Raw genomic sequence first — 25,477 nt, 5'->3', positions numbered from 1 at the left:
CGCGCCCTTCAGGTTGGGGGAGAGGATGTCTTTACATCCGGTAGGTCACGCCGAAGGTGAAGGTGCGGCCGATGCGCGTTTCGAACAAAGTGTCCTGCCGCACGCTGTCGGTGTAGAGGCGGTTCTGTTCATCGGTCAGGTTCTGGGCCTCGACGATGAGCTTGAGACGATCGGTCACGGCAAAGGAGGCCGATGCGTCCATGTAGAAGGTCTTGGCATTGCCGACCAGATCGCTGCCTGGCGAGGCAGGGATACCGCGGATGAACTTGTCGCGGAAATTGCCTGTGGTGCGGATGCTGAACTTCTCATCCTCATAATAGAGCGTGCCCGACGCTGTGTTCTTCGACAGGCCGACAAGGTCCGCCGTGGTGGTCACCGTCGGCACGCCATTTACGCTGGCGAGGATATAGTCGATCTTCGACGTGACGTGGGTGAAGTTCGCCAGCATGCCGAAATTGCCGAGGAAACCGTCGAAGAAGGTGAAGGGTATCTGCGCATTCAGCTCGATACCCTTCAGCGGGCCGCCCGGCGTATTGAACGGCTGCGACACGTTGAAGGGTTCGCTGGGGTCGGTGTTGCTGTTTTCGAGCAGACCATTGGGCAGGCCCAACTGGTTGAACGGAATGAGGCTGTTCACATTCTGGACGAAGCTCTTGATGTCCTTGTAGAAGAAGGCGGCGGACAGCAGCGAGCCGGGACGGAAATACCATTCCACCGCGACGTCGAACGTGTTGGCACGGATCGGGTCGAGGAAGGGATTGTTGATATTGCCGACGCGGGTGACCGGGTTGACGCCGCTGGTGGGGGTCAGCAGGCCCAGTTCCGGGCGCGCCAGCACCTTCGCACCGGAGAAGCGCACCAGCAGATTTTGCATCGGCTCGATCACGACATTGGCGGACGGCAGCCAATCATCATAGACATTGCGGGCAGCAGCGAACCGGCCGGCAAGGCCGGTAGGCGTGGTGGCGCTGGCGATCTGGATATAGCCCGACGAAAGCATGTCGGTCTTGACGTAGCGCACGCCCGCATCGCCGCGCACGCTGAAACCGATGGCATCCTCCAGGTCGAAATTGGCCATCACATAGCCGCTCGTCACCTCTTCGCGCACCCGGCTGCGGCCACCGCCACATTCGACGCCGCAATAGCGTACCGCATCAAAGCCGAACGTATCAGCCCATTTTTCGGCATCTATCGCTGCCCAACCACTGGGCGCACCATTGCCCCATAGCTTGTCGACGCCGCCGATGGTGGTCGTGATGTCTGCCAGCGTCGTGCCGGCCGGCAGGGCGCGGACCACCGTGTCGGCATTGAAGGGCCGCAGGAAGGTGGAGAGGAAGTCGCTGCGCCGATACTGGCCGCCCGCCCGGATTGAGAAAGCCTCGCTCGCCTTCCACGTCAGGTTGGCGCCAGCGGTCAGATTGTCGGTCTTGTTGCGGGATGGCTTGCCCTGGAAGCTGAAGCCGCCGCGCACGGTGCCATCGGCGAACGGCGGCGCATAGGCGAAGCTGCCGGGGTTGCCGACATCCGTGCCAAAGCCCAGAACCGGCGTGCTGCCGCCATCCCGGAAGTCGATCGAGAAACCATCGACATCGACGGCATCCATGAAGGTTTGCAGGCGCTTCTTGCCGTTCCAGATCGAGCGGTTGAACCCGACGATCGCGTCGACGGTCAGGCTGTCGTTCAGCTCGCGCTTGAAATTGACATTGGCCTGTTTGAAGGTCGAGACGAAATTATCGACCAGCCCTTCGGAGCGGACATCGACGCCGTCGAATACGCCATGAACCAGCGATCCATTCTCGTCGAATTCGATTTCGCGCACCGACGTCATCGGCTGGCCGAGGTTCGAGGCATTGCGCGCGAAGGACACGGCGGCGATATAATTGTCGCGACGGGTCACTTCGAACCGCGAATAGAGGAAGTCGACGGAGATATCGGTCTGGTCGTCCGGCTGATATTGCAGCGTCAACGATCCGCCGATCCGTTCCTGATTCTGTTCGCTATTGAGATAGCGCGGCAGGCGGGGGAAGAAGGCACCGCTGCCCGGCGTTCCTTCTGCGCCTTCGCGACGCAGATTCTGGATCGTGTCATAGGCCGCCTGCGTGCTGGTGCGCGGATTGCCATTGCTGCAATTTGCGGCCGTTACGCCGCGCGTCGCCAATTGTTCAGGCGTCTGGCCTGCTGTATTGATCGGTGCGCCCAGCGGCGAACAGAAGCCGCCATTGATATTGGCAGGCAGCAGATCGACGGCGGAATAGCCGACTTCACGCAGGTTGCGCTGTTGATAGGCGACCGACCCCAATATGCCGAAACCGCTATCGCCAAACTGCTTGGAAATCAGCAGCGAGGCGCGCGGATCGACCTTTTTCGACAGTTCGTTATAGACGCCGCGCGCCGTCATCGAGAGGACGAAGTCATCCTTCTGATCGAAGGGCTTGGGCGCGGAGAGGTCGACGGTCGCACCGAGCGAGCCTTCCTCGATATCGGCCGAGGGTGTCTTGCGCACGGAGAGGGCCGAGAAGATTTCGGTCGGGAAGACGTTGAAGTCGAAGCTGCGGCCATTATTGCCTGCGCCATAAATGTCCGAGCCGCCGGTTTGCGCCGTGCCTTCCATACCGTTGATACGGACGCGGGTGAACCCGGCACCCAGGCCACGGACCGAGATGTTGCGGCCTTCGCCACCATCGCCACGCGCAAGCGCCACGCCGGGCACGCGCTGCATCGATTCAGCGAGATTCGAGTCGGGGAATTTGCCGATGTCTTCAGCGACGATCGAATCGATCGCGGCAGCTTCGCGGCGTTTCATGCCGAGCGCGCTGTCCAGCGAGGCGCGGAAGCCAGTGACGACGATATCGGCGGTTTCGGATTGATCCGCGACGGGCTGATCCTGGGCAGTAGCGGGAACCGCCACGAGCAACGTGGTGGCGATCGCGATGGCCGAGCTGCGGCGCGCAAATGCGGAACGGGTGTGCAACATGACTTCCTCCCCTATTGACCGGTTGCCATCACCCCGATGACATCCGAATGTCCCACTATGTGGATTACGGTGTCATCTTATATTGGGAGTCGCGGAATGGAAAGAAAAATCATCATATGATTTTAATCACCACATTGTGGGATATTTAGATCCGCGCCGGAGGATGACGCGAGAGGAAAGGCCATTGACCCTGCTATAATCCCTATATATGGGTTATAAACCTATTTAGCGGGATAGATATTGGCCTCTGCACGGGCCGATATTCTGGGGGGAGCGCGACGGCCTTCGTGGCGCTCCCCCGCTCTTGCACCTCTGCAAAGGGTCATGTCATGCCGTCCAGCGCTGCGCTCTTCCTGATGCTGGCGGCCGCTGCCGGAGGGCAGACCATCGTCCTTAACCGCGACTCGTTGCAACCCTATCAGGCGGCGAGCCACGGCGTCGAACCGGGCGGCAATGCGCAGGGTTTTGCCTATTCGATCGCGCTACCCGAAGGCCGCTATCGCGTGACCGTGCGATTGGGGGACCGGACGCGGGCGGGTGATACGACGGTCAAGGCCGAGGCGCGCCGCCTGATGCTGCGCTCTGTACGCACCCGCAAAGGCGAGGAAGTCGAACGGCATTTCCTGGTGGATGTCCGCACGCCCGCGCTGCCGCCGCCACCGCCCACGGCGCCGGGTGGCGACCGGGTGCGGATCGACGCGCGCGATGCGCAGGAATTTACCTGGGACGACAAGCTGACGCTGGAGTTCCTCGGTCAACCGGCTGTCCGATCGATCCGCATCGAGCCGGTCACGGCCCCGGCGATCTTTCTGGCGGGTGATTCCACCGTCACCGATCAATATGCGGAACCCGCGGCGAGTTGGGGCCAGATGTTGCCCGCGATGCTGGATGACCGGATCGTCGTCGCCAATCACGCCAAGTCGGGCGAGACGCTCAAATCTTTCCTGACCAGCTTGCGCTTCGACAAATTGCTGTCGGCGATGCGGCCTGGCGACTGGCTGTTCATCCAGTTCGGGCATAATGACCAGAAGCAGCAATGGCCGCAGACCTGGGTCGCGCCGGATTCGACCTACCCCGCTTATCTGCGCGCCTATATCGCCGAAGCGCGGCGGCGTGGCGCGCATCCAGTCCTGGTGACATCGCCCGAACGGCGCAATTTTGATGCGCAGGGGAAGATCGTCGATACGCTGAGCGACTATGCGGCGGCGGTGCGGAAGGTCGCGGCGGAGGATGGCGTCCCGCTGATCGACCTGAACGCGGACAGCCGCGCCATCTATGAAGCGCTTGGCCCCGATGTCGCGCCCAGCGCCTTCAACGATGGCGGCAAGGACAAGACGCATCATAATAACTACGGCGCGTGGTTGCTGGCGAGCGCCGTGGCGCAGCGCATCCGCGATACCATCCCTGCGCTTGCCCCGCATGTGAGCGCCGGTGCCGTCGCCCCGGCAAAGCCACCAACGGCAGCGCAGATCGCCATTGTCCCAAGCCTGATCCACAGCGATCAGCGCCCGGCCGGGAACTGAGATGGACATGACCCGCCGCGATCTGGCGCTGGGACTGGCCAGTCTCCCGCTGGCGGCCCTGCCCTTCCCCGCCCATGCCGCGCGGCGCTTCGATGTGCGGGACCATGGCGCACGTGGTGACGGCATTGCGGTCGACAGCGATGCGATCAACGCCGCGATCGAGGCGGCATCGCGCAGCGGCGGCGGCACCGTCCTGCTGACGCGCGGGCGCTATCTATGTTTCTCGATCCGGCTGCGCAGTCGCGTCACCTTGCTGTTGGCCGAAGGCGCGGTGATCGAAGCGGCCGATCCGGCGCGCCATGGCGGACGTTATGATCTGCCCGAAGACGGGATCGACCAGTTATATCAGGATTTTGGCCATAGCCATTGGCGCAACAGCCTGATCTGGGGCGATGATGTGCGCGAGGTCGCCATCCTTGGTCCCGGCGCAATCGATGGCGCGGGCCTGACCCGCGACGGCCCCGGCGCGCGCTGGAAGCGCCAGGCGGGCGAGCGTCCGCTGTCGATGCGGGCGATGACGCAGGCGCAGATTGATGACCTGGAACCGGCCGCCGCGGCGATGGCTGGCAAGGGCAACAAGGCGATCGCGTTCAAAAATGGCCGCGACATCCGCCTGTCGGGCTTCACCATTCGCAAGGGCGGGCATTTCGCCATATTGGCGACGGGCACGCAAAAGCTGCGCATCGATGGGCTGACGATCGATACCGACCGCGACGGCATCGATCTCGATTGCGTGCGCGACGTGGTGGTGGAACGCTGCCGCGTCAATTCGCCCAATGACGATGCCATCGTGATCAAGAGCAGCCATGCGCTGGGGCGGGCGATCGCCGCCGAAGACATATTGATCCGCGATTGTGACGTGTCAGGCTATGATATGGGATCGCTGATCGACGGCACCCGGACGACCCGCCAGCAGATCGCGCCCGATCAGGATCGCGTCACCGGACGGATCAAACTGGGGACCGAGAGCAATGGCGGTTATCGCAACATCCGCATCGAGGATTGCCGCTTCACCCGCTGCCGGGGGCTGGCACTGGAGACGGTCGATGGCGGGGTGATGGAGCATATCGTCGCGCGCCGACTGACCATGCGCGACGTTACTACCGCGCCCCTTTTCCTGCGGCTGGGCGACCGGCGGCGCGGGCCGGAGGGCACAGGGATCGGCGCGATCCACCATGTCGAGATAAGCGAGGTCGATGCGCGTGGCATCGATCATCGCTTCCCGGCCACGATTGCGGGCCTGCCTGGCCATCCGATCCGCGACGTGACGCTGCGCGATATCCATCTGGACTATGCGGGCGGCGGCACGGCGCAGGATGCCGCACGGCGGCCCGGCGAACTGGCCGACGCTTATCCTGAGCCAAGCATGTTCGGCGTGCTGCCCGCCTGGGCGCTGTGGGCGCGGCACGCTCAGCGGCTGACGATCGAGCGGTTCACGGCGGCGACACGCTCGCCCGACCAGCGTCCGCCCTTGCTGTTCGACGATGTGCGGCATCTGACGGTGCGAAACACGCCACTGTGGCGTTGACGAACAATTGGGACGATGTTACCAAATATAGGTCACAGGTTCCATAATGTGGTTTATAGGGGGAAGAGCCGAGATGTCGATCCACGCCTTCAAGATGCAATTGAAGCCCGGCGTCGTGGACGAATATCGTCGCCGCCATGACGAAATATGGCCCGAACTGTCCGATCTGCTGCGCCAGTCGGGTATCTCCGATTATTCCATCTTTCTGGATGAAGATACGCTCAGCCTGTTCGCTGTGCTGACGCTGGCGGCGGAGAATCAGCGCGACACGCTGCCTGACCATCCGGTGATGCAGAAATGGTGGGCCTATATGGCGCCGCTGATGGAGGTCGAACCGGACAATCGACCCAAGGAATGGCCGCTCCCCCTACTGTTCCACATGGATTGATCCGACCGATGCGCTCCCTAATTGCTGCCCTGCTGCTGGGCTCCGCCCTGGCGATCCCTGCGATGGCGCAGGTTGCCAAACCCACCGCCAACCTGTCCGCCCCGGTCAAGAGCTTTGGCCGCGTCTCCTATGATGCGCGATCGCTGATGATCGATGGCGAGCGCAAGATCATCTGGGGCGGGGAATTCCACCCCTTCCGCCTGCCCTCGCCCGACCTGTGGCGCGACATATTGCAGAAGATGAAGGCGAGCGGGTTCAATACCGTCGCCCTCTATTTCGACTGGGGCTATCATAGCCCGAAACAGGGCGTGTACGACTTTACCGGCATCCGCGATCTCGACCGGCTGCTCACCATGGCGGAGGAGGAAGGCCTCTACGTCATCACCCGTGCCGGTCCCTATGTGAATGCCGAACTGTCGCGCGGCGGCTTTCCCGGCTGGCTGGTGAACCAGCGCGCACGCGCGCGTACTGACGACCCGGATTATCTCAAGGCCGTCGATGAATGGCTCAGCCAAATCAACCCGATCATCGCGCGGCACCAGATCAATGTGGACAAGCAGCGCAAGGGCGGCGTCATTCTGCACCAGATCGAAAACGAACTGGCGCTGACGACGCCCGCACAGCGGCGCTATATGGATCACCTCTATGCCAAGGCGCGGGCAGACGGCATCACCGTGCCGATCTTCCACAATGATCAGGGCCGCAATGGCTATTGGACGCCCGAATCCTCGACGGTCGACAAGGTCGTCACCGGCCCCAACGATATGTATGCGTTCGATGGCTATCCGGGCGGCACCTGCACCGTCACCGGCCAGCCCACCCGCGATGTCGCCGCACCCGACTGGGGCTATTATGGTACGGGCGGGGCGAAGGGCGGCGCGTCGGCCTCACCCGATACGCCGGGATTCGCGGCCGAGTTCGGCGGCGGCTGGTTTGATTATTGGGGGTCGAACGGCGGCTATGACTGCAACGCGATCCAGCGCGGCAAGCGGTTCCAGCGGGTCTTCTATGGCACCAACCTCGCCAACGGCATCGGCATCCAGAGCTTTTACATGACCTATGGCGGCACCAGCTGGGGCTGGCTGCCCGGCCCGGTGGTGTTCACCAGCTATGATTATGGCGCGGCGATTTCCGAACCCCGTGCGCTGCGCGAAAAGGCGCAGGAGATGAAGCAGTTGGGCGGCCTCATCGCGTCCGTCCCCGATCTGGCGGGCATGGTTCCGGCGGGGCCGGTCGAGATCACATCGCCCAATATTCAGATTTACCATAATAAAAGCCCGGAAACCGACGCTCGTTTCCTGATGGTGACGCACACGCCGTCCAACGGGCAGACGAACGACAGCTTCACCTTTACTGCCGACCTGCCCGATGGCCGCTATACCGTGCCGATGCGCCTCAACGGCTTTGACGCGAAATGGCTGGTCGCGGGCGTAACGCTGGGTGGGCAGCGGCTGGTCTATTCCACGTCGGAACTGCAATCGGCGCAGCGCCAGGATAAGGGCGCCCTGATGCTGCTCTATGGCCGCGCCGGGGAGCCGGGCGAGACCGTGCTGCGCTACACCAGCGCGCCGACCGTGACCGTGATCGAGGGGGAAGCCACCAGCCGTTTCGACGCGGCGAAGGGCGACTTGAAACTCAGCTACCGCCATCAAGGCCGCGCGATCGTGCGGATCGAGGGCGGCGGGCGGCCGCCGCTGACGGTGATCCTGGGCGATGAAGCTGAGGCCGTCCGCTACTGGCGGCAGGGCGATATGTTGATCCGTGGCCCTGAACTGGTGCGCCATGCGACGGTGAAGGGCGGCACGCTGGCCCTGACCGGCGATACCGCGACGCAAAGCCCGCTCGAAATCTGGGCGCCGGGCACGATCCGCAGCGTGACGTGGAACGGCGGGAAGATCGCCACTCGCGCCACGCCATCGGGCAGCCTTGCGGCCACGCAGCCGCTTGCCGGTCCTGCTACGTTCGCGCTGCCTGCGCTGACCGACTGGCGAATGGCCAAGGGTTCGCCCGAAGCAGAGCCAGCCTTCGACGATAGCGGCTGGCAAGTGATCGACAATCGCTCATCGGCCAGCATTACCGCGCGACCCGATGGGCAGCCGAATATGGGCATGGACGCCTATGGCTTTCATGATGGCGATGTCTGGTATCGTGGCCGCTTCACCGGAACGCCCGATGCCAAGACGCTGTCGCTCTATTATGGCGCGGGTGGTTCTGGCCTCGTTCAGGCGTGGATCGACGGGCAATTTATCGGCGAGGCGGAAACGCCGGGCGGTCTGCCCCGTCCTATTACCACCGGCACGGCGCGCTTTGCCCTGCCCGCCAGTGCCCAAAGTGGCGAGCATATCCTGTCCGTCATGGTCCGTAACAATGGTCATAATTGGGATCTGGACAGCGATGATTTCCACAAGGAGGCCCGTGGCCTGATCTCCGCATCGCTGGAAGGTGGCCCGAGCGGACGCAGCTTTGCCGTGCCGATCGCATGGAAGATTCAGGGCAAGCACGGCGGCGAGACGCTGGCCGATCCTGTACGCGGTCCGGCCAATAATGGCGGCCTCTATGGCGAGCGCATGGGATGGCATCTGCCCGGCTTCGATGACAAGCGCTGGGCGAAGGCAACGGTCCCTGCCACGCAGGCAGAAGTGGGAACCAGCTGGTATCGCACCAGCTTCGACCTGGCCGTGCCCAAGGGGCAGGACGCGACCATCGCGCTCAGCTTCGGCGACGCGACCAAGCCGCGATCGCCGGTTCGCTATCGCGTGCTGATGTTCGTCAATGGCTGGAACATGGGGCAGTTTATCGCCCATGTCGGGCCGCAACGCACCTTCCCCATTCCCGAAGGCATATTGAACCATCGGGGCAAGAACCATGTCGCGCTGGCCGTCACATCCGATGGCCAGCCGAGCGATGCGCTCGAAGCCGTGCGCCTCGTCACCCTTCATTCCGTGAAAGGCGGTCTGCCAGTGCAGATGGTTACCGCGCCAAACGCACCTTCAGACCTTAAGGAGTAAGAATAAGTGGCCGCACTCAATCATGATGTCCCGCGCGCCCAAGTGGTCGACGCCATCGACCGGCTGATGGACAATCTCGTCAATATCAAGGACGAGACCGGCGAGTTCCTTCTGCATCTGGAGGATGGCCGCATCATCGACACCAAGGGATGGGCCGGGTGGGAATGGACCCATGGCATCGGCCTGTTCGGCATGTGGCGTTATTATGAGCAGACCGGCGACCAAAAGGCGTTGGGCATCATCAAGCAATGGTTCGAGGATCGCTTTGCCGAAGGCACGCCGACCAAGAATATCAACACCATGGCGCCCTTCATCACGCTCGCATACCTGTATGAGCATGAGCCGGACCCGCGCTACATCCCCTATCTCGACACCTGGGCCGAATGGTTGATGGCGGATGATGGCCTGCCCAAGACCGAAGAGGGCGGCTTTCAGCATATCGTCTATAATGACGAAAATCCGGGCGAAATGTGGGACGACACGCTGATGATGTCGGTGTTGCCGCTGGCCAAGATCGGCCTGCTGCTGAACCGCCCCCATTATGTCGAGGAAGCCAAACGCCAGTTCCTCATCCACATCAAATATCTGTTCGATACCAAGACAGGCCTGTGGTTCCATGGTTGGGATTTCAACGGTCGTCATAATTTTGCAGAAGCATTGTGGGCGCGCGGCAATTGCTGGGTGACGATCGCCATCCCTGAAATCATCGAGATACTGGATCTGCCGCAGGGTGATGCGTTCCGCACCTTCCTGATCGATACGCTGGCGGCGCAGGTGAAGACATTGGCGCAGACGCAGGACGCCGATACGGGCCTGTGGCACACGCTGATCGTCGATTCGACCAGCTATCTGGAAGCTTCGGCCACCGCGGGTTTCGCCTATGGCATCCTCAAGGCCGTGCGGAAGGGTTACCTGCCGCGCCATTATGAGGCTGTCGGCATCAAGGCGGTGCGCGGCGTGCTGGCCAATATCGACGCGGCGGGCGAGTTGCAGCAGGTGAGCTTTGGCACCGCGATGGGCGACACCCAGCAATTCTACAAGGATATTGCGCTGACCTCCATGCCCTATGGCCAGAGCCTCGCCATCTGCGCACTGGGCGAGTTTCTGCGCAGCTATATCTGACAAAGCGGGCAGCGGCGGGAGAGCGGGAAATGGAAGGACCGATCGACCGCCAATGTCCGCCAAGGGATACCGCCAGCGTTGCGACGCTGGCGGTATTTCATATTTTGCGATGATCGCGCGTATTTTGCTCCTGATTGCACTGATCGGCGTTGCGCCGATGGCGACGGCGCAACATTGGGTGCGCGAGAACGCCCGCCCCGGCGATCTCACGCTGGCGGCGCAGGGGCGCGTCGCGCCGGTCGTCATCGATCCTGCCGATCATGATGTCGTCGCCATCGCCGCAGCCGACCTGCGCCGCGACCTTGCCACCGTCACACGGGCAACACCGGGCGGCGACACGCAAATCTGGATCGGCACGTTGGGCAAGAATGCCGCGATCGACCGGTTGATCGCTGACCGCCGCATCGCCATCGGCACGTTGAAGGGTGCCTGGGAAAGTTTCCTGATCGCCAGCGTCGACAAGCCGCGCGCCGGCGTTGCGCGCGCGCTGGTGATTATCGGGTCGGATCGGCGCGGGACAGCTTATGGCGCCTATGAATTGTCGCGTGCGATTGGCGTTTCGCCTTGGCACTGGTGGGCCGATGTTACGCCCCGGCATCAGGTCAGCCTCCATGTCGCCAAGGGGTTGCGGCGCTTTGGCCCGCCTTCGGTCAAATATCGCGGTATCTTCTTCAATGACGAGGATTGGGGGCTAGTCCCTTGGGCTGCCGCGACCCATGCGCCACAGGAAAAACCGCTCGGCCCCAAGACCTACGCCAAGGTCTTCGAGCTAATGCTGCGGCTGAAAGCCAACCTCCTCTGGCCTGCCATGCACAAGGTGACGCAGCCCTTCAACGCCGATCCGGCCAACGCCGCGCTGGCCGACCGCTATGCTATCGTCATGGGATCGAGCCATGCCGAACCGATGCTGCGCAACAATGTCGGCGAATGGAGCGCGCCGCCGGATGATTTCGACTATGTGAAGAATGCGCCCGGCGTGCAGCGTTACTGGGCTGATCGCGTTGCCACAAATGCAGGCTATGAGAGCATATGGACGCTCGGTATGCGCGGCATCCATGACAGCGGCATGGTTGGTCCGTCCACCATCGCGGATCGCCGCGCTACGCTGGAGCGCATCATCACCGACCAGCGCGGCATGCTGGATCGTGCAGGCATAGCCGACGCACCGCAGGTCTTTACGCCCTATAAGGAAGTGCTCGACATCTATCGCGCGGGACTCAAGGTACCCGATAATGTGACGCTGATGTGGCCCGACGATAATTTCGGCTATATCCGTCACTTCCCCGACCGCACCGAGCGCGCGCGATCGGGTGGATCAGGGATCTATTACCATCTTTCCTATCTTGGCGCGCCGCTCTCCTATCTCTGGCTATCCACCACGCCGCCCGCGCTGATCCGCGAGGAAATGGGCCGGGCCTTCGATCGGGGTGCGCGCCAGATGTGGGTCGCCAATGTCGGTGACTTGAAGCCCGCCGAACTGGCGACGGAGTATTTCCTAGCGCTGGCTTGGGACATAGAGGCGACCCGCGCCCAGCCGATCGACCATTTCGCCGAAGCATGGGCGGCGGAGAATATTGACGCGACGCAAGCGCGGCCGATCGCCGATGTCCTGCGCACCTATCACCGCCTGAATTTCGATCGTAGGCCCGAACATCTGCAGTGGTATTTGCCTGGTGAAAAGGCACGGCCAAGTCCGCTGTCGATCGCGCAGGCGGACGCCCGGCTCGCCGCATTCGCCGCCATGGAACAGGCCCTCGCCGCGCTGGAATCGCATGTCCCCGCCGATCGCCGCGACGCCCTGTTCGAACTGCTGACCTATCCAGTCGCCGCGTCCGCCGCCGCCAATCGCCGCTTCTTCGCGGCAGAAGCGCATGACCGGCTGCGCGACAGCGATCTGGCCGAAGCGATCCGACGCGGTACGATAGCCCATGCGGCCGATGCGACTCTGAGCACGCTTACGCACCGCTATAATCGGGAGATTGCGGGCGGCAAATGGCGTGGCATGATGGCGGTGGAACCTGCCGACGGCCAATGGCGCAGCTATCGTCTGACCCCGCCGATCCTGCCAGCACCCGACGCTCTATCGGCCCCCGCATCGGTGCCGACGATCGTGCCTCTGCACATCGATCCTGTGCTGAAGCCGCGGCAATTCACGGTCAACAAAGGATGGCGGCTGGGCGACGGTCTGGGGCGGCACGGTGCCGTCCTCGCCGCGACCGGGGCCGGAGGCAGCGTCGGTGCGACCGTCACGCTACCGGCCGGGGAATGGCGCGCTTTTGTCGATATCCTGCCGACCTATGCCGACCGGGATGGCGATCCGCTGCGCTTGACCGTTGCTATAGACGGTGTCGCGTATCGCCTGGCAACGCCACGCCAGACTGGGGACAGGGATTGGGCGCAGGCTGTTCTCGATAGCCGGATTGCGCTGGCCGTGCCGGTAGATTTGCCAGCGGGCGCGCATCGCGTCACCTTGCAGTCCGCCGATCCAGGCGTGATGATCGAGGCGATCCGCTTCGAGCCGGTTCACGCAACAGGTCACTTGCATTAATTTCAAATAGCGTGATAGACATTCACTATATGGTATTAAGCCATGTGTCCGGATGACGATCGTGGCACGATCCAAGGCTGAGGATAGACAAGCAGTGCTCCCAGAAACCCGCCCCGTTCGCCTGCGCAATTATCTCGCTTATGGGTCCAATGACGTGTTGGGCGCTGGGTCGATGGCGGTCATTTCCGGTTGGGTATTGATCTTCTACACCCAGTTTTGCGGGCTTTCCGCCGGACAGGCGGCGACGATTTTTGCGGTCGCGCGTATCCTGGACGCCGTTGCTTCGCCGATGATCGGCTATATTTCCGACCATTTCGGCAGCACTCGGCTCGGCCAGCGTTTCGGGCGTCGGCGCTTTTTCATCCTCGCGGCGATCCCGCTATTGCCCAGCTTCGCGCTGATGTGGCTGCCGGGCCAGGCCTTCTGGTATTATCTTGTCAGCTATGTGCTGTTCGAACTCGTCTATGCGATGGAGATCATCCCGTTCGAGACATTGGCAGCCGAAATGTCGAGCGATTATAAGACCAAGGCGAAGTTCGCAGGCGCGCGCATCCTGTTCGGGCAGGCGTCGGCCATTTTGGCGGGCTTCCTGCCGCTGTGGCTGATCACGACGTTGGGCCGCGACAGTGCCGACACGTTTTTTTACATGGGCATCATTTTCGCCGCGCTCTTCATGCTGACGGCCGGGCTGCTGTATCTGTTCAGTTGGGAACGGCATATGCCGGGCGGGGTTGCGCTGACGCAGGCCGCGCCGACGGCTGGCATGGGGCAGGCGTTCAAGGCGCTGTATCGCAACCTTTTTTCCACCATGCGTATTCGGGCGTTCCGGCTGCATCTGGGCATGTATCTGGGCGGCTATATCAGTCAGGATATTTTCAACGCGGCCTTCACTTTCTTCGTCATCTTTGCGCTGACGGGATCGATGGCGATCGCATCGGGGCTGCTTGGCACCATGTATATTGTCCAGTTCGTGGCGGTCATTATCGCGATCAACCTGGCGCTGCGGGCGTCGCCGTCGCGCGCCTATCAGATTGCGGCGGCCAGTTTCGCGGCGGGTGCGCTGACACTCATCGGTCTGTGGGTGCTGGACATTCCGGCGAGCAGCCCGATGATCTGGTTGCCAATCATCCTGGCGGGCCTGGGTCGTGGCGCGCTCAACTATATCCCCTGGGCGACCTATAATTATATGGCCGACGTGGACGAGATCGTCACTGGACAGCGGCGTGAGGGCAGCTTTGCCGGTGTCATGACCTTCGTGCGCAAGGCGACGCAGGCCGCGGCTGTCGCGGGTGTGGGGTTCATCATGCAGGCGGGTGGCTTCGTGTCCGGTGCGTCCGTGCAAAGCTATGATGCCATCCTGACGATCGCTCTGTTGCTGGGGATCGGCACGGTGGGGATGCTGGGCTTTGGTATCCTCGTGTCCACCCGCTTCCGCCTCAGCCCCGCCACCCATGATGTGCTGATGGCCGAGATCGAGCATCTACGGGGTGGCGCACAGACGCCCACCAGCCCGGAGGCGGGCCGGATCGTCGAGGATCTGTCAGGCTGGCGCTATGATCAGCTATGGGGCAGAAACCCGGTCGCCCGCTGACAAAGGATCGATCATGCGCCCTGTCCTGTTTCTTGCCGCTCTTGCCCTGTCAGCCACGCCCGCCGCGGCCCAGCACTGGTCGCGCAGTTGGATGGCCGCACCGCTCGTCTGGACCGCTGCGGCCGACAAGCGCCCGGACCTGACCGACCGCACGGTGCGGCAGGTCGTTCGCCTGTCCAGTGGCGGGGTGCGCATCCGGCTGCGCCTGTCCAACGAAATGGCGGTTGCGCCGCTGACGATCGGCGCAGTCCATGTCGCGCTCGCCGGGGAAGATGGCGCGACCCTGCCGGGCACCGACCGCGTCGTCGCGTTCAACCGCGTGCAGGGGACGACGCTTTCCCCGCGCGCGCCGTTGCTGAGCGACCCGATCGACCTGCCGGTCAAGCCGCTTACCCGGCTGACGATCAGCATCCATCTGCCCCAGGGCGCAGCCACGCCCACCGTCCATGCCTATGCCGCCGCCACCAACTGGATCGCGCCCGGCGACCAGACCGCCGCGATCAACCTGACCGGGGCGACGACCATCGGGCCGCGCCTCATCCTGTCCGCCGTGGAAGTGGAAACCGCCCGGCCCGCCCCCACCATCGTCACGCTGGGCGATTCCATCACCGACGGCGTGCGCGCGACCAATGACAGCAACCGGCGCTGGCCCGACCTGCTGGCCGAACGCTTCCAGAGGGCGGGACGGCGGAATGTCGCGATCGCCAATGCCGGGATCAGCGCCAACCGCCTCTTGTCCGAAGGCGAGGGCTATAATGCGCTCGCGCGCTTCGACAGCGATGTGCTGGCGGTGCCGGGCGTCAGCCATGTCGTGATATTGGAAGGGGTCAATGATATCGGCGCGGCGACGGCGCAGAGACGCCCTTTGCCGAGCGCCGATGACCTGATCGGCGCCTATCGTCAGATGATCGCGCGGGCGCGGGGTAATGGGATCAAGGTCATCCTCGCCACCATCCTGCCCTATAAGGGCGCTGGCTATTGGAGCGCAGAGGGCGAGGCTGTCCGTGTCGCCGTCAACGACTGGATCCGCACGACTGACGAAGCCGATGGCATGGTCGACCTCGCGAACGCGATCGCTGACCGCGCCGATCCGGCGCGGATGGCGAAACCCTATGATGTGGGCGACGCGCTGCACCCCAATGATGCAGGATTTGCGGCGATGGCCGCAGCGTTTGACCTCCGACTGTTTCGATGATCGCTGGCCTGCTCCTGATCGCCGCTGCTAGTGCGCCCATCGCGCCCAAACCGCTCTATCGCGACCCCGTGCATGATGGCGCGGCCGACGCCTCGACCGTCTATGACCGGGCCAGCGGCGAGTGGGTGATGTTCTACACCAACCGCCGCGCCGACCTGCCTATGGAAGACGCCAAGGATGTCCGATGGGTCCATGGCACCGCCATCGGCACCGCCCGGTCGAAGGATGGCGCGCATTGGCGTTATAGCGGGACGGCCGCCATCCCCAAAAGCTGTACCGGCGAGACGCTTTGGGCACCCGAAGTCCAGTTTCTCGGCGGGCAATGGCATATGTGGCTGACCGTTGTGCCGGGGGTCTTCCGCGACTGGAAGGCGCCGCGCTTCATCGTCCACCTGACCAGTCCCGACTTAGCGACGTGGAAATGCGGCGAGCGGCTCGACCTTGGCTCCGACCGGGTGATCGATGCCAGCGTCATAACGCTGCCTGACGGCGCCTATCGTCTCTTCTTCAACGATGAACGCGAGAATAAGGCGATCCGCACGGCGGACAGCAAAGACCTGGTCCACTGGACGGTTGGTAAGCGCCTGACCGACACGCCCGGCGAAGGCCCCAAGGCATTCCGCTGGAAGGGGCGTTGGTGGCTGATCTCCGACGCGTGGAAAGGGTTGTTGGTCATGCGGTCCGACGACGCGGAGACATGGGAGCGGCAGGAAGGGCATATTTTAGGCCTGCCCGGTATCCATCCCACCGATCGCGCCAAGGGCCAGCACCCCGACATCATCGTTGCGGGCGAGCGGGCCTATATCCTCTATTTCGTTCATCAGGATGGTGAGGATGAGGCGCGCGTCAATCCCGACTGGAAACGCCGCAGCGTCCTCCAGATCGCGGAACTGGTCGAACGCGATGGGTCTATTTCGGTCGATCGCAACGCCCCGGTGTCAGTCGCGCTAAAACCCTGAGCAGCGATTACAGGAACCCGACCTGCCGCAGCCAAGCTTCGCATAGCGTTGGCCAGATCGACACCGGCATGTCCGTCGTGTCGAGCGCAAAGCCATGCGGCGCATCGGCAAAGATATGGAGTTCGGCTGATCCTCCAGCGTCCCGCAATGCCCTATGCAGGCGGTGGGCATTCTCCACCGGGACCACCGGGTCATTGCCGGCATAGACGATGAAGGTCGGCGGTGGTTCGGACAGCAGTTGGGCGTCGGGCTGCAGCGCATCGTAGAGCGCCTGCTTTTCGACCGGCGGCAATGGCGGTTTATCGGCGACGACCGTTCGGCCCTTTGCATTGGTCGAGATGGGGGCATAGCCAATGACCAGGATATCGGGCGGCTGCAAATCGGCTTTTCCCCATTCCGCCGGATAGTCGGCGGCGAGGCAGGCGGCGAGATGACCGCCGGACGAAAGGCCGACGACACCCATCCCTTCCCTTGCAAATCCACTGGAACGGGCCAGCGCCATGGCCGCATGCGCGTCGTCGAGCGGGGCGGATGGGCCATTGCTTGCATCGGGAAAGCGATGGATCAACAGGAAGACATAATAGCCCAGCCGATTGAGCCAGCGCGCGATCTGCACGCCCTCCCGCCCTGCCATCAGCGCGACATAGCCGCCCCCGCCCAGCACCAGCATCGCCCGGCCATTGGGGCGATCGGGCGCATAGCCTAGCAGGACGGGGCGTTCGACTGCCGTGACCACGGCTTGCTCTGGCGGAGCGGTGTTGTCCTCCAGCGTGAAGGCGCCTGTTGCTGCGCCATGCAGCGGCCAGACCTGATCAGCACCCAGCATCTTGCGCTCCCATCGGGCAACCATGGGTGGGATAGGCTTCCCCATCCAGTTCCACCGCTTCGCGCACCACCTCGACCCGATCGCCGGTGTCGCGCATTTCGTAGAATTTGGCCAAGGCGCGCTTGAAGGGGCGATGCACGACCATCATCAGCCGCCCATCGAATGCGCGGAAGAGCATGCCATGCCCACTGTCGCGCTCGACCAATGGCCCTAATTGCTCCCAGGGGCCAGTTACCGTGCCGGATGTGGAGCGGGCCAGCGCCTGGACATAGCCATCCCTGCCATAGCTCGACCAGAGCATCAGCAGCGTACCCTTCGCCGTGCGGAACAGTTCGGGGCCGTCGGTGACATGAACGATGTCGCCTTCAGGCTGTTTTTGCCCCACCACCCAGTCGGCCTCGTCAGCGCGGAACAGCTCGCGCGGCGGTCCGGCTGCCGTCAGGTCATCCTTGAGCGGTAGCGCCTCGATCGTGCCGGTGCCGACCTGCATCCATTCATGGGCATAGACGAGCCAGGGCTTGCCCGCCGCATCGACATGCATCGTGCCATCGAGCGTCATGGCATCAGCCGGGGCGATCGGATCACCGCCGCGCACCAGGGCAAAGGGACCGTCGAGCCGATCAGATACCGCCAGCAAGGTGGTGCGTCGGTAAGGCGGGCGCTTGGCCTTTGCCTGGATGGCGGCAGCTTCATTATGGAAGGTCGCCAGCAGATACCAGCGCCCCTTCCAGCGATGGACTTCGGGTGCCCAGGCACCCTCATTCGCCCATGTCCCGTCCGGCAGGGTGAAGACGATGCGCGGCTTTTCCCAATGCGCAAGATCGCGGCTGACATAGGCCATGATGCCCAGTCGTTTGTCGCCGGTTACGGCGGGATCGTTGCGGCTGAACAGCCAATAGGTCTGGCTGTCGGTATCCGCGACTACCCATGGATCATGGATACGCAGGTGCGATGTCAGCAGCGGCGCTTGTGCCGCCAGGGGAGCAGCGAACACCAACAGCAACAGGGCGAGCAAGCCTCGCATCAGCCCGCCATCCGGTTGCCATAGCCGATGATCAGCGTGGCGAAGACCAGCAGGCCCACGCCACTCCACACCATGCGGCGAACGGCCGGCGCGGCGTCTTTCCACTCGCGAAAGGCAAAGCCCCAGCAGGTGCCGAAGATGATGATCGACGCCATGTGCAGGGTCCAGCTGGAAAAGCCGAAGCGACCCATCTGGCTTTCGCCCATGGTGTAGAAGAAGAATTGGAAATACCAGGCCGTGCCCGCCAGCGCACAGAGCAGGACATTGGGCAGCAGCGCGGGGCGCTTGCCATCTGCGTCGGGTGCGCCGAGCCACTGGCCCGCAGACTTGTTTTTCACGATCAGCCACCCGCACCAGACCGCGTTGGTGATGAGGCCGCCGAACATGACGATGCACAGCGTCGGCAGGCCAGTCCAGAGCGGTCCCGTCCCAGCAGCCGCCGACAGCGCCTTGACCGGTTCGCCCGCCGCAAGGCCAAAGGCGAAGCAGGAGGACATGATGCCGGAGAAGATGGCGACGGCGATGCCTTTCTTGAAATCGAACTCGGCAACGGCGGCGGCCTTTTGTTCAGGCGAGAGCGCGGCATCCTTGCGCGCGCCGGCCATGGCGACGACGATGATGCCCAGCACGGTCACGGCCAGCCCCAGCAGCACGATCTGCCCATGCAGCGTGCCTGCGATCTGCGTCATGAAGCTGCCATCGACGATCGGCGGGATCAGCGTGCCGAACACGGTGCAAAGGCCCAGCACCACCGCCATGCCGAGCGAAAGGCCCAGATAACGCATGGTGAGGCCATAGGTCAGCCCGCCAAACCCCCATAGGAAGCCGAAAAATATGCACCAGCCCACGACCGAGCCCGGCACCTGCGCCATCACGCCCATCAGATCGTTGGTCTGGACCGAGGCGAAGAACCAGGGTGCGATGACCCAGGAAAAGATGCCGCCGGTCAGCCAGAAAATCTCCCAATTCCAGCGCTTCACCCCGCGATAGGGGACATAGAAGCTGGCCGAGGCAAGGCCACCCAGCCAGTGGAACAAGACGCCGAGCAGTGGATTGCCGATCATATATCAAGTCCCAGGCGATAGAGGCGATTAGCGTTGCCGCCGAACAGGGCGCGGCGGTCGGCTTCGGCCAAATCCGCGACGATGGCGTGATAGGCCTCCATATAGCGGTCGATTGGGCCAAACAGCTTGTCGGTTGGCGTGTCGCTGGCGAACATGCAGCGATCAACACCGAACAGGTCGATCGTTTCGCGGACAAAGGGCGCGATCGTCTCGCGGCTCCAGTCGCGACGGATGAAGCCCATGCCCGACAGCTTGACGCAGACATGGGGTAGCGCTGCGAGGGCCTGCATGCCCCGCCGCCAATCGCCGACACCGTCCGCGTCGGTCAGCACCGGCATGCCGAGATGATTGATGATGACGGGGATGTCGGGGTGGCGCTCGATCAGCGGGACAAGTCCTGGCATCTGCCCCGGATAGCATTGCAGGTCGAAGGACAAGTCGTGCTTTGCCAGCAAGCCATAACCCGCCTGCCATTGCGGATCGATGGTCAGGTCGGTGGACGTGTAGCTGCGCCGAGGGTCGGGGTGCCAGTTGACGATATGGCGGATGCCCTTGACGCGGCTGTGTGCAGCTTGCGCGGACAATAGTGTATCGACGTGCGGGTCGTTGAGCGCGGCGAAGGCGACGATGCCCGTAGGCAGCCCCTCGATCGCAGCAAGGCCATCTAGCCATTGGGTTTCCCGCAGAGCGCTGTCCGCCGCCGCACCCGCATCGACATGCACGGCGCCAACGACATTCCAGCGTGCGAGGTCTGCGCGATATTCCGCAACGCCATAATCATGAGCGATCGGTTCGACGCTGCCGTTCGGCCCATCCTCGGCAAAGGGCGGGCTGAGCCAGTCGTAGCGGATATGCGCCAGATCCCATAAATGGATATGCGCATCGACAAAGGGGATCATGGCCGTCCTCTCCTTATCCCATCTCTCCGTTCGCCCTGAGCTTGTCGAAGGGTCTTACTTCTTCAGAAGAAGGCTTCAACAGGCTCAGCCCGAACGGCACTGGAGGCTTGTTCCAACGCGGCGTGCTGGCTCTTGGTCGGCCAGTCGCGCCGCGCGACGTGTGTCAGAAAGTGGTGCGACCGCCCGACGTGTCGAAGGTCGATGCGGTGGTGAAGCTGCATTCCTCGCTTGCCATGAAGCAGACCATCGCGGCGGATTCGCTGACTTCACCCAGGCGCCCCATCGGGATCTTGGAGCGCATATAATCGACCTGGCTCTGGGGCAGCTGTGCGAGGATCGGACTTTCGAAGGTGGCGGGGGTCAGGGCATTGGCGATCACGCCCTTGCCCGCCAGTTCCTTGCCCAGGCTCTTGGTCAGCCCGATCACGCCCGCCTTGCTTGCGGAATAAGCGCTGGCATTGGGATTGCCCTCCTTACCAGCAACCGAGGCCAAGTTGACGATGCGCCCATAGCCATTTTGGAGCATGAACGGCACCACTGCGCGGTTGCAGTAAAAGAGGCCGTTCAAGTTAATGTCGATCACGCTGCGCCAGCTGTCGAGCGGATAATCCCATAGGGTCGCGGTCGCGCCGGTAATGCCCGCAGAGCAAACCAGCACGTCGACTTTGCCCAGTGCTTCCGCGCTGGACTTGGCTGCCGCCTCCACTGCCGCCTGATCGGAGACATCGAGCGCGACCACATGGGTCGCGCCGATCTCCGCTTTGGTTTCCGCCAACGCATCGGCGTTCACGTCCCACAAGGCAACCTTACCGCCTTCGGCCACGATCCGCGCGGCGACCTGTTTGCCCAGGCCCGACGCGCCGCCGGTGACGATAGCGCAGCGTCCTTCATAACGATCAGCAAAGACGCTCATCCGAGCACCTCGTCGCCCAGATGCCGCCATTCGACGACATTCTGCGTCTGGGTGCCCAACTTGGCGATGCCCAGTTCCATCACGTCACCGGCCTTTAGGTAGATGGCGGTCGGCTTCTTACCTTCGCCAACGCCGGGCGGTGTGCCGGTGATCATCAGGTCGCCGGGATAGAGGGTGATATATTCGCTGACATAGGCGATGAGCTGCGCGACGGTGAAGATCATCGTGCGGGTGTTGCCGGTCTGCATCCGATCACCATTGACGTTCAGATACATGTCGAGATCCTGGCAATCGCCCACCTCGTCGGGCGTCACCAGCCAAGGGCCGGTCGGGCAGAAGGTGTCATGCCCCTTGCCTTTGCTCCACTGGGTGCCGCGCTGCTTCTGGTTGAAGCGTTCCGACACGTCGTTGACCAGCGTGTAGCCCGCGACCTTCGACAGCGCCTCTTCCTCGCTCACGAAGCGGCAGGTTTCGCCGATGATGACGCCCAGCTCGACTTCCCAGTCGCCATGGGTCGCGCCCTTGGGCAGCATCACTTCATCGTTTGGCCCATTGAGCGACGACAAAGCCTTCATGAACATCATCGGTTCGGTCGGGATCGGCAGGTTGGATTCGATCGCATGATCCTCATAATTGAGGCCGATGGCGACGATCTTGCCCACGCCCTTCAACGGCACGCCATAGCGCGGCGTCCCCTCCACGATCGGCAGCGACGCGATGTCGGCGGCCTTGGCGGCGGCCAGCGTCTCGATCGTCAGCTCGGCGACCACGCCTGACAAGTCGCGGATATTGCCATCCGTATCGACGATACCGGGCTTTTCCTGGCCACGCGGGCCAAAACGGCAGAATTTCATGGCAATCTCGCTTCTTGCTTAGTGAGTATAGGGGCGGTGCATCGCGATATCGCGGTTCAGTTCGACGCCGAAGCCGGGCGCGTCGAGCGCGCTGGCTTTGAGCCGACCATTTTCGGGCACTGGCTCGCCGATCAACTGTGGGTGGAACATCGGCACCACTTCGGTTGGTCCTGGATGCATCATCAGGAATTCGGCGAAGGGCGAATTGTGGCGGGTAATGACGAAATGGTAGCTGTAGACCGAGGAGCCGTGCGGCACGACCATCTTGCCATGGGCGTCGGCGAGCGCGCTGATCTTGAGCAATTCGGTCACGCCGCCGCACCAGCCGACATCGGGCTGGATGATGTCGCAGCAATCCATTTCCAGCAACATGCGGAAGCCCCAGCGGGTCGCCTCATGCTCGCCGGTGGTGACCAGCATCCCCTTGGGGACGTTGCGCTTCAACTGCTGATAACCCCAATAATCGTCGGGACTGATCGCTTCTTCTATCCACTTCAACCCATGTTCGTGCGCGGCGATGGCGAGGCGCGTGGCATAATCGACGTCGAGCGCCATCCAGCAATCCCACATCAGCCAGAAGTCGGGACCGCATTTTGCGCGCATATCGGCCAGCTCGGCGATGTTCTTCTTAAGACCCTCGATCCCCTCAGCCGGGCCATGGTGCAACGGCATCTTGCCGCCGATAAAGCCCAGTTCCTTGGCGACATCGGGCCGCGCGCCGGTGGCGTAGAATTGCAATTCGTCGCGCACCGCCCCGCCCAGCAGATGATAGACCGGCTCCTGCCGCAACTTGCCCAGCAAGTCCCACAGCGCCAGGTCGACCCCGGAAATGGCATTCACGACCAGACCTTTGCGCCCATAATATTGGGTCGAGAAATACATCTGGTCCCAGATTTTCTCATAATCGGTGGGCGAGCGGCCTTCCAGAAAACGGGCCAGATGCTTTTCGACGATGAACGCTGCCGGTTCGCCGCCGGTCGTCACGGCAAAGCCGATCGTGCCATCTTCCGCCTCGATCTCAACGACCAAAGTGCCCAGCACGTTGATGCCGAAGCTCTGGCGCGACTGACGATATTCGGGATAGCGCGACATGGGCGTCGCAATATGGTCGTCGATCCAGTGGCCTTCGCCCTGGTCATGATAGTCGGCACCGCCACCGCGCACGGTGAAGGCCCGGACATGCTTGATTTTCGGCAAGGTCACGATCGGCACGCACACACTCCCTGAACCATGCCGACGTCCAATATATGGGACAAGACGGCAGAAACTTCCAAAATCTGAGCAAAATGGCGATAAAGGTCGGACAGCAGGCACGGGGGCATGTTCGAAAGAATCACGCTTGGTCCTCGCCTTCGCCCTTGTTTTTCTCATTTTGTGGGATAGAGTGTTATTAGATGAGACAGAAAACGTCAAATCCAGAATCGGGTGAACGAGAGGAAAAGTCGAAAGCCGCCGGGTCGCAGACCTTGCAGCGTGGGCTGGACCTGCTCGACCAGGTGATCGACGGGCCGGTAAAGCTCGCCGACCTGTCCGAACGCATGGGTCTCACCCGATCGACCACCCACCGCCTCGCCAATGCGATGGTGGAACGGGGATTCCTCACCTTCCTGCCGCGCGAAGGCTATCAGTTGGGGCCGAAACTGCTGCAGCTCGGTTTCCTGGCGCAAGCGCAGGCCGATGTGGTGCAGATCGCCCGCCCGCATCTCGAAGCCCTGGCATCCGCGAGCGAAGATACGGTTCATCTAGGTCGGCTCGATGGCGATCAGGCGCTTTATCTCGACAAGATAGCCGGGCGTCGCCGCGTCGAAATATCCAGTCGCATCGGCGATCGGCATCCCTTGACCTCGACCGGGCTTGGCAAGGCCCTTTTACTGGACGACAGCGAAGCGGTCTGGACCCGGCTGTTCGACGCCGAGCGCGAAGATGGCACCCATGATGCCGATGCGGCCCTCTGGTTCGACCGGATGCGCGCCTATGTCGCGCAGGGACGCACCTTCGACCTCGAAGAAAATGAGGACCAGATACGCTGCGTCGCAGCCCCGGTGCGCGATGCAGCGGGCGCGATCGTCGCCGCCATCAGCCTGTCGAGCGCAGCCCAATATATGGACGACGAGCGGATGCAGGCGCTGAGCGCCGATGTCCGCGCGGCGGCCCACGCCATCAGCGCCGATCTGGGCTGGACCCCCGGCGTCAAACCACCCAACCGCCCTGCACGGCGGTAACCAGCCAAAGAAAGGCCCGATCCCATGAAACTGCTTGAAGGCAAGACCGTCCTCGTCACCGGTGCATCGACCGGCATCGGCCGCGCCGCCGCCATTGGTGCCGCGCAACATGGTGCCGATGTCGCGATCAACTATGCCAATAGCGATGGGCCTGCCGCGAGTTGTGTCGCCGAGATCGAGGCATTGGGCCAGCGTGCCGTCGCGGTGAAGGGCGACGTTGCTGATCCGCAGACCGCACAAGATTTCGTGGCAAAGGCCGTGGACGCCTTCGGCAAGGTCGATGTGATGGTCAGCAATGCGGGCATCTGCCCCTTCCACGCCTTTCTGGATATGCCCGTGGACGTGGTCGAGCGCACCTTCAAGGTGAACCTGCATGGCGCCTATTTCATGGTGCAGGCCGCCGCGCAGCAGATGGTGAAACAGGGCCATGGCGGCTCGATCGTCGCCGTTTCCTCCATCTCCGCGCTCGTCGGCGGCGAATATCAGACCCATTATACGCCGACCAAGGCGGGCGTTCATTCGCTGATGCAGTCCACCGCCATTGCGCTCGGCAAACATGGCATTCGCTGCAACAGCGTGCTGCCCGGAACCATCCTGACCGAGATCAACAAGGATGACCTCGCCGACGTCGAAAAGCGGACCTATATGGAGCAGCGCACGCCGCTGGGGCGGCTGGGCGCGCCGGAAGATCTGGCGGGTCCGATCGTGTTCCTGGCGTCGGACATGGCCGCCTATGTCACCGGCGCGGCGCTGCTGGTGGATGGCGGCATGTATGTGAACTTGCAGTAAACCGTGATGCTCCCCCTCCCCTCCGTTCGCCCTGAGCCGGTCGAAGGGCT

At 62.9% G+C, this 25,477-nt stretch carries 19 protein-coding genes; 11 read left to right on the top strand and 8 right to left on the bottom strand.

What is annotated here, in order from left to right; all coding sequences use genetic code 11:
- Positions 1-31: 31 nt before the first annotated feature.
- Complete coding sequence (locus SxD43FB_RS08190; RefSeq protein ID WP_096061749.1) at positions 32-2,974, bottom strand: TonB-dependent receptor; 2,943 nt, start codon at positions 2,972-2,974, stop codon at positions 32-34.
- Between the two features lie 329 nt (positions 2,975-3,303).
- On the opposite strand from SxD43FB_RS08190, the gene SxD43FB_RS08185 reads away from it, so the two are divergent.
- The 9 genes from SxD43FB_RS08185 (at position 3,304) to SxD43FB_RS08145 (ending at position 16,836) form a co-directional block, all read left to right on the top strand.
- Positions 3,304-4,497, top strand: a complete 1,194-nt coding sequence (locus SxD43FB_RS08185) for a rhamnogalacturonan acetylesterase (protein ID WP_096061748.1) — start codon at positions 3,304-3,306, stop codon at positions 4,495-4,497.
- A 7-nt stretch (positions 4,498-4,504) separates the two neighbouring features.
- A complete protein-coding gene (locus SxD43FB_RS08180) occupies positions 4,505-6,025 on the top strand; it encodes a glycosyl hydrolase family 28-related protein (protein WP_096061823.1) in 1,521 nt (506 codons plus the stop codon).
- 73 nt (positions 6,026-6,098) lie between these two features.
- Entirely contained in the window at positions 6,099-6,413 is a 315-nt protein-coding gene (locus tag SxD43FB_RS08175) for an L-rhamnose mutarotase (RefSeq protein ID WP_096061747.1), read from the top strand.
- An 8-nt stretch (positions 6,414-6,421) separates the two neighbouring features.
- Positions 6,422-9,421, top strand: a complete 3,000-nt coding sequence (locus SxD43FB_RS08170; RefSeq protein WP_096061746.1) for a beta-galactosidase — start codon at positions 6,422-6,424, stop codon at positions 9,419-9,421.
- 6 nt (positions 9,422-9,427) lie between these two features.
- A complete protein-coding gene (locus SxD43FB_RS08165) occupies positions 9,428-10,543 on the top strand; it encodes a glycoside hydrolase family 88 protein (protein ID WP_096061745.1) in 1,116 nt (371 codons plus the stop codon).
- Positions 10,544-10,652: 109 nt separating this feature from the next.
- Positions 10,653-13,091: a glycosyl hydrolase 115 family protein gene (locus tag SxD43FB_RS08160; protein WP_096061744.1), complete on the top strand. Its 2,439-nt coding sequence runs from the start codon at positions 10,653-10,655 to the stop codon at positions 13,089-13,091.
- A 94-nt stretch (positions 13,092-13,185) separates the two neighbouring features.
- Positions 13,186-14,682, top strand: coding sequence for an MFS transporter (locus tag SxD43FB_RS08155; RefSeq protein ID WP_255245641.1), 1,497 nt, complete (start codon positions 13,186-13,188; stop codon positions 14,680-14,682).
- Between the two features lie 13 nt (positions 14,683-14,695).
- Positions 14,696-15,877: an SGNH/GDSL hydrolase family protein gene (locus SxD43FB_RS08150; protein ID WP_096061822.1), complete on the top strand. Its 1,182-nt coding sequence runs from the start codon at positions 14,696-14,698 to the stop codon at positions 15,875-15,877.
- Complete coding sequence (locus SxD43FB_RS08145; protein ID WP_096061742.1) at positions 15,874-16,836, top strand: family 43 glycosylhydrolase; 963 nt, start codon at positions 15,874-15,876, stop codon at positions 16,834-16,836. The genes SxD43FB_RS08150 and SxD43FB_RS08145 overlap by 4 nt, the downstream gene beginning before the upstream one ends.
- 7 nt (positions 16,837-16,843) lie before the next feature.
- On the opposite strand, the gene SxD43FB_RS08140 is transcribed toward SxD43FB_RS08145, so the two are convergent.
- The 7 genes from SxD43FB_RS08140 to rhmD form a co-directional block, all read right to left on the bottom strand.
- Entirely contained in the window at positions 16,844-17,662 is an 819-nt protein-coding gene (locus SxD43FB_RS08140; RefSeq protein WP_096061741.1) for an alpha/beta hydrolase, read from the bottom strand.
- Positions 17,649-18,686 (bottom strand): glycoside hydrolase family 43 protein, encoded by a 1,038-nt coding sequence (locus SxD43FB_RS08135; protein ID WP_096061740.1) that lies wholly within the window; start codon positions 18,684-18,686, stop codon positions 17,649-17,651. The genes SxD43FB_RS08140 and SxD43FB_RS08135 overlap by 14 nt, the downstream gene beginning before the upstream one ends.
- Positions 18,686-19,750, bottom strand: a complete 1,065-nt coding sequence (rhaT, locus tag SxD43FB_RS08130; RefSeq protein WP_037475224.1) for an L-rhamnose/proton symporter RhaT — start codon at positions 19,748-19,750, stop codon at positions 18,686-18,688. Before rhaT ends, SxD43FB_RS08135 begins: the two co-directional genes overlap by 1 nt.
- Positions 19,747-20,649 (bottom strand): amidohydrolase family protein, encoded by a 903-nt coding sequence (locus SxD43FB_RS08125; RefSeq protein WP_096061739.1) that lies wholly within the window; start codon positions 20,647-20,649, stop codon positions 19,747-19,749. The genes rhaT and SxD43FB_RS08125 overlap by 4 nt, the downstream gene beginning before the upstream one ends.
- 163 nt (positions 20,650-20,812) lie before the next feature.
- Positions 20,813-21,562, bottom strand: a complete 750-nt coding sequence (locus tag SxD43FB_RS08120) for an SDR family NAD(P)-dependent oxidoreductase (protein WP_096061738.1) — start codon at positions 21,560-21,562, stop codon at positions 20,813-20,815.
- Positions 21,559-22,416, bottom strand: coding sequence for a fumarylacetoacetate hydrolase family protein (locus SxD43FB_RS08115; RefSeq protein ID WP_096061737.1), 858 nt, complete (start codon positions 22,414-22,416; stop codon positions 21,559-21,561). Before SxD43FB_RS08115 ends, SxD43FB_RS08120 begins: the two co-directional genes overlap by 4 nt.
- A gap of 18 nt (positions 22,417-22,434) precedes the next feature.
- Entirely contained in the window at positions 22,435-23,619 is a 1,185-nt protein-coding gene (gene rhmD / locus SxD43FB_RS08110) for an L-rhamnonate dehydratase (protein WP_096061821.1), read from the bottom strand.
- Between the two features lie 191 nt (positions 23,620-23,810).
- Between rhmD and SxD43FB_RS08105 the strand changes: the two genes are divergently transcribed.
- Both SxD43FB_RS08105 and SxD43FB_RS08100 read left to right on the top strand, forming a co-directional pair.
- Positions 23,811-24,638: an IclR family transcriptional regulator gene (locus tag SxD43FB_RS08105; protein ID WP_096061736.1), complete on the top strand. Its 828-nt coding sequence runs from the start codon at positions 23,811-23,813 to the stop codon at positions 24,636-24,638.
- A 24-nt stretch (positions 24,639-24,662) separates the two neighbouring features.
- A complete protein-coding gene (locus tag SxD43FB_RS08100; RefSeq protein WP_096061735.1) occupies positions 24,663-25,427 on the top strand; it encodes an SDR family NAD(P)-dependent oxidoreductase in 765 nt (254 codons plus the stop codon).
- Positions 25,428-25,477: the final 50 nt, after the last annotated feature.

It is taken from the genome of Sphingobium sp. D43FB, from assembly GCF_002312805.1.
Classification (GTDB): Bacteria; Pseudomonadota; Alphaproteobacteria; order Sphingomonadales; family Sphingomonadaceae; genus Sphingobium.
Note: the sequence above shows the minus strand (reverse complement) of the source record. Positions and strands in the feature narration are given on the sequence as shown.